7 protein-coding genes and 2 pseudogenes are annotated in these 5,464 nt (G+C 61.6%); 6 read left to right on the top strand and 3 right to left on the bottom strand.

Annotation, left to right across the window (positions count from 1 at the left end; translation table 11 throughout):
• Window positions 1-653 (top strand): annotated as a pseudogene (locus ACIQ2E_RS12130) (elongation factor 4); the annotation flags it as partial.
• Window positions 654-700: 47 nt separating this feature from the next.
• Window positions 701-1,336: an alpha/beta hydrolase gene (locus tag ACIQ2E_RS12125; RefSeq protein WP_398330832.1), complete on the top strand. Its 636-nt coding sequence runs from the start codon at window positions 701-703 to the stop codon at window positions 1,334-1,336.
• Here ACIQ2E_RS12125 and ACIQ2E_RS12120 read toward each other — a convergent pair.
• Window positions 1,320-2,138, bottom strand: coding sequence for a hypothetical protein (locus ACIQ2E_RS12120; RefSeq protein ID WP_398330829.1), 819 nt, complete (start codon window positions 2,136-2,138; stop codon window positions 1,320-1,322). The two genes, ACIQ2E_RS12125 and ACIQ2E_RS12120, sit on opposite strands and share 17 nt — an antisense overlap.
• Here ACIQ2E_RS12120 and ACIQ2E_RS12115 point away from each other — a divergent pair.
• Genes ACIQ2E_RS12115 through ACIQ2E_RS12100 form a run of 4 tightly spaced genes read left to right on the top strand, consistent with a single transcriptional unit; the run spans window position 2,137 to window position 4,148 of the window.
• Window positions 2,137-2,583, top strand: coding sequence for a hypothetical protein (locus ACIQ2E_RS12115; protein ID WP_398330826.1), 447 nt, complete (start codon window positions 2,137-2,139; stop codon window positions 2,581-2,583). The genes ACIQ2E_RS12120 and ACIQ2E_RS12115 overlap by 2 nt on opposite strands.
• The gene (locus tag ACIQ2E_RS12110; protein ID WP_398330823.1) at window positions 2,583-3,005 is read left to right on the top strand and encodes a hypothetical protein; all 423 of its coding nucleotides are present in this window, start codon (window positions 2,583-2,585) and stop codon (window positions 3,003-3,005) included. Before ACIQ2E_RS12115 ends, ACIQ2E_RS12110 begins: the two co-directional genes overlap by 1 nt.
• A complete protein-coding gene (locus tag ACIQ2E_RS12105) occupies window positions 3,005-3,508 on the top strand; it encodes a GspH/FimT family pseudopilin (RefSeq protein ID WP_398330820.1) in 504 nt (167 codons plus the stop codon). The genes ACIQ2E_RS12110 and ACIQ2E_RS12105 overlap by 1 nt, the downstream gene beginning before the upstream one ends.
• A gap of 4 nt (window positions 3,509-3,512) precedes the next feature.
• On the top strand, window positions 3,513-4,148 hold the full coding sequence (locus tag ACIQ2E_RS12100) for a prepilin-type cleavage/methylation domain-containing protein (RefSeq protein WP_398330817.1): 636 nt from the start codon (window positions 3,513-3,515) through the stop codon (window positions 4,146-4,148).
• A gap of 5 nt (window positions 4,149-4,153) precedes the next feature.
• Here ACIQ2E_RS12100 and ACIQ2E_RS12095 read toward each other — a convergent pair whose 3' ends face one another.
• Together ACIQ2E_RS12095 and ACIQ2E_RS12090 are read right to left on the bottom strand one after the other, a co-directional pair.
• Complete coding sequence (locus ACIQ2E_RS12095) at window positions 4,154-4,816, bottom strand: PilW family protein (RefSeq protein WP_398330814.1); 663 nt, start codon at window positions 4,814-4,816, stop codon at window positions 4,154-4,156.
• A gap of 89 nt (window positions 4,817-4,905) precedes the next feature.
• Window positions 4,906-5,464: pseudogene (locus ACIQ2E_RS12090) on the bottom strand (hypothetical protein); the annotation flags it as partial.

The raw sequence follows: 5,464 nt of genomic DNA, 5'->3' as shown, positions 1-5,464 counted from the left end.
CGATGATGGTGGACAACCCCGCCACATTGCCGGATCCCCAGAAGCGTGAATCGATCGAAGAGCCCTATGTGAAGCTCGAGATCTACACCCCCAACACCTACAACGGCACGTTGATGGAGCTCTGTCAGGAGCGTCGTGGTGAATTCATCGACATGAAATACATCACCACCGATCGGGTGACCCTGCACTACGAGATGCCGCTGGCTGAAGTGGTGACTGACTTCTTCGATCAGATGAAGAGCCGCACGAAGGGTTACGCCTCGATGGAGTATTCACTGATCGGCTATCGAAAAAACGATCTGGTGCGCCTGGATGTGTTGATCAATGCCGAGAAGGCTGATCCGCTAACCACGATCGTGCACCGCGACAAGGCTTATAACGTGGGTAAAGGCCTGGTGGAGAAACTCAAGGAGCTGATCCCCCGCCAGCAGTTCAAGATCCCGATTCAGGCGGCCATCGGTAGCCGCGTAATCGCCTCTGAAAGCATCAGTGCCATGCGAAAAGACGTGCTGGCGAAATGCTATGGCGGCGACATCTCCCGCAAGAAAAAGCTGCTGCAGAAGCAGGCCAAGGGCAAGAAGCGGATGAAGGCGATGGGCAAGGTGGATGTGCCCCAGGAGGCTTTCATGGCCGTGCTCAAGCTCAACCAGTGACCCGCGCTTCAAAGGCTGCCGCTTCTCTGCTTGGCGTTGGCCTGTGCATGGGTCTCCACGCCGTATCTGCCGCTGAGCAGCCACCAGCGGCCTCCGCTCCAGCTCCTGCTGGTCCCGTGATCCAGCCGCCAGCGTCGCTGGAGCCTTCCGGCGCCACCCAGACCTTGCGGCTCGCTAGTGGTGCCGAGCTCTGGACCATTCCTTACGCCGCCCTGCAGCAGTTCGTGGCCGATGGCACGTTCAGCGATCGGCGCCTGTTGCAGCTGGCGGCCAATTCCGGCTGGCCCGACGATCAGCTCCGGGCTGCCTTAGCCAAGCCGTACGCCGTGGGGCTCGTGCCCCTTGCCAATTTCCTCTATTCGCCGGCCGGCGTGGCCTTCCTGCAGCAGCAAACCCAGGCCTTCCGTCCGCTGTTAGCCCGGGGTCGCGACCTGCGGGTGGAAGGTTTGCGGGCCGCGATCCTTCGCAACGCCAAGGTTGGCACGATCTCGTCGATGGGCATCCTGCGGGAATTGCCCACCACGTTTGTGGTGGAGCTCGGTGGCCGGCCCACGCAGCGTTGCTCATCGCTTCCCTGCGAGAACCCGCAGCAATGCACCTCCACCCTGAGCTGGTGGGCTTTTCTACCGGCTTGTTTGCAAGCTGCGGCAACCAACGCGCCAGTGTCTACGGGAGCCCCCTGATTCGATCGCGGGCCAGCACAGCGCGCTCTTCAGCGCAGTAGTCGCGCAGGCCGAGCTGGTGTGCGGTGCGGCTGAAGCCGGTGCGGGCTTCCCGGCGCAGGTTTTCGGTGCAGCGGCGGTAGAGCGCCTGGCGGTTGATCACCCCCTGCTTCCACCACAAGAAGCCGGAGCTGGCAATCGCCTGGCACACCAGTGTTCCCGCTGGTGACACCAGCCATTGCGCCGCGCTGGTGCCCGCCGCCAGTGTGCTGCTGCCGCAACTGCGGGGCTGTTGCAACGGTGCAAAGCTGCGGCTGGTGATCACCACCGTGGTGGGGTGGCTGGGATCGCAGAACAGATCGCTGCCATCGAGTGGGTTGCGGATGGGGCCGTTGTTGCTGCCATTGCGCTGTGCCAGAGCGCAGCTGCGGGCAATGCGATCGGATTCGGTGATCAGTTGCTCAGCCGCTAGATCAGCCGCCGCTTGCTCATCAGCACCGGCCCTGAGCCGCTGCAGGGCGTCCACCCCGCGCCACTGGCCGTAGGCCAGTGGTGGTGCTGCCAGCACGCCGATCAGCGTCCAGGGCAGCCAGTTGCCTTCCAGCTTGCGAAAGGTGATCAAGGAGGCAATCAAGCCAATCGGCCCTGCTGTGAGCAGGCCTGCGGCGGCCGCCCCGAGCTGCTGGCGCCAGGCGGAGACTTCGTGGATCTCCAGCAGTTCGATGTCGCGGTCGAGCCCTTCGGCCATCGCAGCCATGCTGCCGATGGCTCCGTTGTAGCCGTGGGGGGAATGCTCAGCCCATGGTTTGCCGGAATGCTCCATGGTTCTGCGTGTTCACCCGGCCCGGGACGCCGGATTTGTGTTGCCCCTGTCGATCACCGGGGCCCTGGTGCTGCTGCTCAGCAGCCTGTCGCTGCAGACGCTGGTGCTGCACACTCGTCAGGTGCAGGCGGCTGAGCGCATGCGCCTTCAGGCGGAAGATCGCTTGGCCTCAGGGGCGCAGCGATTAGCGGCTGACTTCCATGGGCGCCTTGCCTGCCTCAAAGCGGTGCCTCTGGCGGATTGGCGCTTGCAAGCGCTGCGCGAACCCTGCCCATCCGGGTTGGATTCAGATGCCCTCCAACGGCTATGGATCGATGGCCAGCCGCTCCAGCTGGTGGATTGGACGCCGCAGGCCGGTGGTGGTGCTTTGCAGCTCCAGCTTCCAGACGGCGGCCTGAAGCGACGCTACTGGCTCGGCACCACGGGCGTGAAGGAGCTGGGTTGATGCAGTTGGTGGAAGTGATGGTGGCCGCGGCAGTGTTCACCGCTGCCTCCGGCGGCTCACTGCAGCTGTTTGCCCAGTCGGCCAGCAGCGTTCAGCAAGGTGAGCTCCGTCAACAGCGGATCGAGAGGATCGAGCTCGACCGCTTGCAGTTGCAGGCTTATTGGCGACGAGCCGTGGAGGCAGTCGACTCGTGTGCTGTGAGCTCTGAGCAGCTCAGGGAGATGGCGGCTTCTGTACCGGCTCCACCGCAGCTGCAGCGCGAGGTGGTGCTGGGTGAGGAGCCCGATGAGCTGCGGCTTCGCTGGCGGTTTGCCGGGGAGTCAGCTGTCGTGCGCGAGCGTTTGGTCACCACGGCTGGCCTGGGAACCGCCTGCCCGGTGGATGAGCCGCTCACCGACAGCCAGGTGGAGGACTTGCCGTGATGGTCCGGGTTAATCGTCAGCAACCCGACGGGTTCTCGTTGGCTGAGCTCCTGGTGGGGATCGCCATTGTTGGTCTGTTGGCTGTGTTGGGCTGGCGCGGGGGCAGCGAAACCCTGGCCCGTCAGCGGCTTGAAGCCGCTACTCGCCGGCTGGATCAGGGCATCCAGCGCGGCCGGGCCGAGGCTCAGAAGCTGGGGAGACCCTGTGGTGTGAGCCTCCAGCCTGAGGGATGGGCTCCGCCGAGTGGAAGCAGCCTTGCGCCGTGCCTGCAAACGCTCGAGACCATCAAGGAGCCCATTGCGGCGGGGGAAGTGCAGCTGGTGCATAACTTCCCGGCTGTCCTGCGCTTCAGCAGCAATGGACTGGTGCTCGATGGAGGTACCGCAGTGCTAACGAGCTCCGGCACAACGCTGCAACGCTGTCTGGTGATGGCCTTGCCGCTTGGGATCACCCGGCTGGGCCGTTACCAGAGCGGTCGCTGTGATCTCGACCCTGCGCTTTAGGAGCATGGGCGGCTTTTCCTTGGTGGAACTGCTGCTCTCGCTCAGCCTGGGCCTGGCGCTCAGTGGTGTGATGCTGCAGGGGCTGATGGCGGATCGGCACAACGGAGCACGTTTCTCAAGGTTGTTGAGGGAGCGTGCCGCTCAGCGACGCACCCTGGAGCTGGTGCAACACGATCTGGCCCAGGCCCATGCTGTGAGCACAACGCCGGAGCTGGAGCGGCACGGCTGCAGCCTGGCGGGGCGAATCCCCGTATTGCACCTGCGTACGGGTGCAGGGCCGATCACCTATTCGGTGGGTGCGGCTCCAAGCGCGATCTGGCGAGGCCGAGTGCTGATGCGTTGCGGACCTGCGTTTGGTTTGGATGGCTTGATCAGTGGGGGAGCTCAGTCACTCAATCGGGTGGTCATTGATGGCTTGGCTGTGAAACCTCAGATTTGGAGCGGATGTCTCACCCATTTGGCTTCTACTGGCAGTACGACTGTTGTGGATGTGGCAAAGTCATCAGAGCAGCCTTTTTCGGCTTGTCTGGATAGTCGGTCTGGTTTGTTGGTGCTAAGGATTGAGCAGCAGTTCGGAACTGCTCAGGGTGAGCGCGTACAGCGCATTGTGCTTGAGCAGGTGATTGGTCTTGGTGATTGAGTGGTTCAGGGACACCAGCTCAGGGCCTGTGGAGTGAGCGAGGCGTTCAGAGAGACCTGAACTGGTGATATGGCTGTCGTGCTGTAGCTCACATCTAGCTGGTTTTGATCCGAGCTGTTCACAGTGATCGTTCGTTGAATGTTCACGGAGGCAGTGTGTGCCGGGGCGGTTGTATTGGCGGGGAGGTTTTTGCTCCAGCTGAGGGTGACTGGCCCGCTGGGGAACGCTTTTGAACCATCGGCCAATGTGCGCTCCTGTTGCATTAGTGCAGCGGTTGTCTGAGAGATGCGGCTCGAGTTCGTTCCAAATCCACAGGCCTGCTTGTACCGAGCAAGTTCAGCAAATGTGCTGTACACGCTTCGGCCTGTTTTGTAAGCCACCGGTTTATCGGCATCAGCCGTGCTTCCCGTGCAGGCTGTAGGGATGCCACCTTCGCTGCCATCTTCACAAGCCCAGCGCCAGCTTTCCCGCCTCAGCTCCTCAAGATCTTCGGCAATGCGCGCGTTCACCGCATCCCGCAGGCTGGATTTCTGGATCGTTGAGCCCGAGTTGATGTAAAGCTGTGTTGAGCTCGCTACCACAAACGCCAGCAGCGCTGAGGAGACCAGCACTTCTGGCATGCTGAAACCGCCTGTGCCAGCTCGTTTTCTTGGCGAAACCGGTGCCATTTGAGGCCCCTTGATGCCTCCATTATCTCGCCCAAAATGGCACGGAGTCCATCTGGCAAGGATCGGATATCCAGACTGGTTGGATTGGCTCATGGCAGATCCACCCTCCCGTCTTTGAAGATGATCACGTCAACGCCATTCATGCTCAGCGTGCCCCCTTTGGCACTCACATTGCAGCTGGTGCGAGTGCAGCCGGTTGTGCTACTGAACTGGTCTTTATTGCCGCGCAGATAAACAACATCCAGTCCACTGCTGCCGCTGATTGCTGTATTGGAAAGGCTCGTGGCTGTTGTGAGATCCGGCCAAGGAAGGAAGCTATTGTTTCCAGCACCTCCGATGAGATTGTCGGTTCCTCCACGGCCAATCAATGTGTCGTCATTGCTTCCGCCTGTGATCGTGTCGGGTCCGGGAGTGCCGAGCAACACATTGCGTCCACTGCCACCATTGATCACAACGCCCGGATAGCTCTGGTTGGCCTGTTGGGGCTGCGGTAAGGCATCGATAACGTCGTTGGCTTCTGAGCCTGTGATGGTGTCGCCATTGCGCAGGCTGCAGACTGTGATGTTGTCGCTGAGTGTTATCGCCTGATAAGGAACGGCAAATGGTTTGGGCTGGCTGTCAGTCAGACTGATGATGTAGTAACCTCCG

The sequence above is a fragment of the Vulcanococcus sp. genome (genome assembly GCF_044369115.1).
Taxonomy (GTDB): domain Bacteria; phylum Cyanobacteriota; class Cyanobacteriia; order PCC-6307; family Cyanobiaceae; genus Vulcanococcus.
This window is presented reverse-complemented; position numbering and strand designations above follow the sequence as displayed.

Excerpts from the sequence above, each read along its gene's own strand:
- ACIQ2E_RS12120 (WP_398330829.1), bottom strand. The coding sequence starts at position 2,138 with ATGGAGCATTCCGGCAAACCATGGGCTGAGCATTCCCCCCACGGCTAC.
- ACIQ2E_RS12100 (WP_398330817.1), top strand. The coding sequence starts at position 3,513 with ATGGGCGGCTTTTCCTTGGTGGAACTGCTGCTCTCGCTCAGCCTGGGC.
- ACIQ2E_RS12105 (WP_398330820.1), top strand. The coding sequence starts at position 3,005 with ATGGTCCGGGTTAATCGTCAGCAACCCGACGGGTTCTCGTTGGCTGAG.
- ACIQ2E_RS12125 (WP_398330832.1), top strand. The coding sequence starts at position 701 with ATGGGTCTCCACGCCGTATCTGCCGCTGAGCAGCCACCAGCGGCCTCC.
- ACIQ2E_RS12095 (WP_398330814.1), bottom strand. The coding sequence starts at position 4,816 with ATGGCACCGGTTTCGCCAAGAAAACGAGCTGGCACAGGCGGTTTCAGC.
- ACIQ2E_RS12115 (WP_398330826.1), top strand. The coding sequence starts at position 2,137 with ATGGTTCTGCGTGTTCACCCGGCCCGGGACGCCGGATTTGTGTTGCCC.
- ACIQ2E_RS12110 (WP_398330823.1), top strand. The coding sequence starts at position 2,583 with ATGCAGTTGGTGGAAGTGATGGTGGCCGCGGCAGTGTTCACCGCTGCC.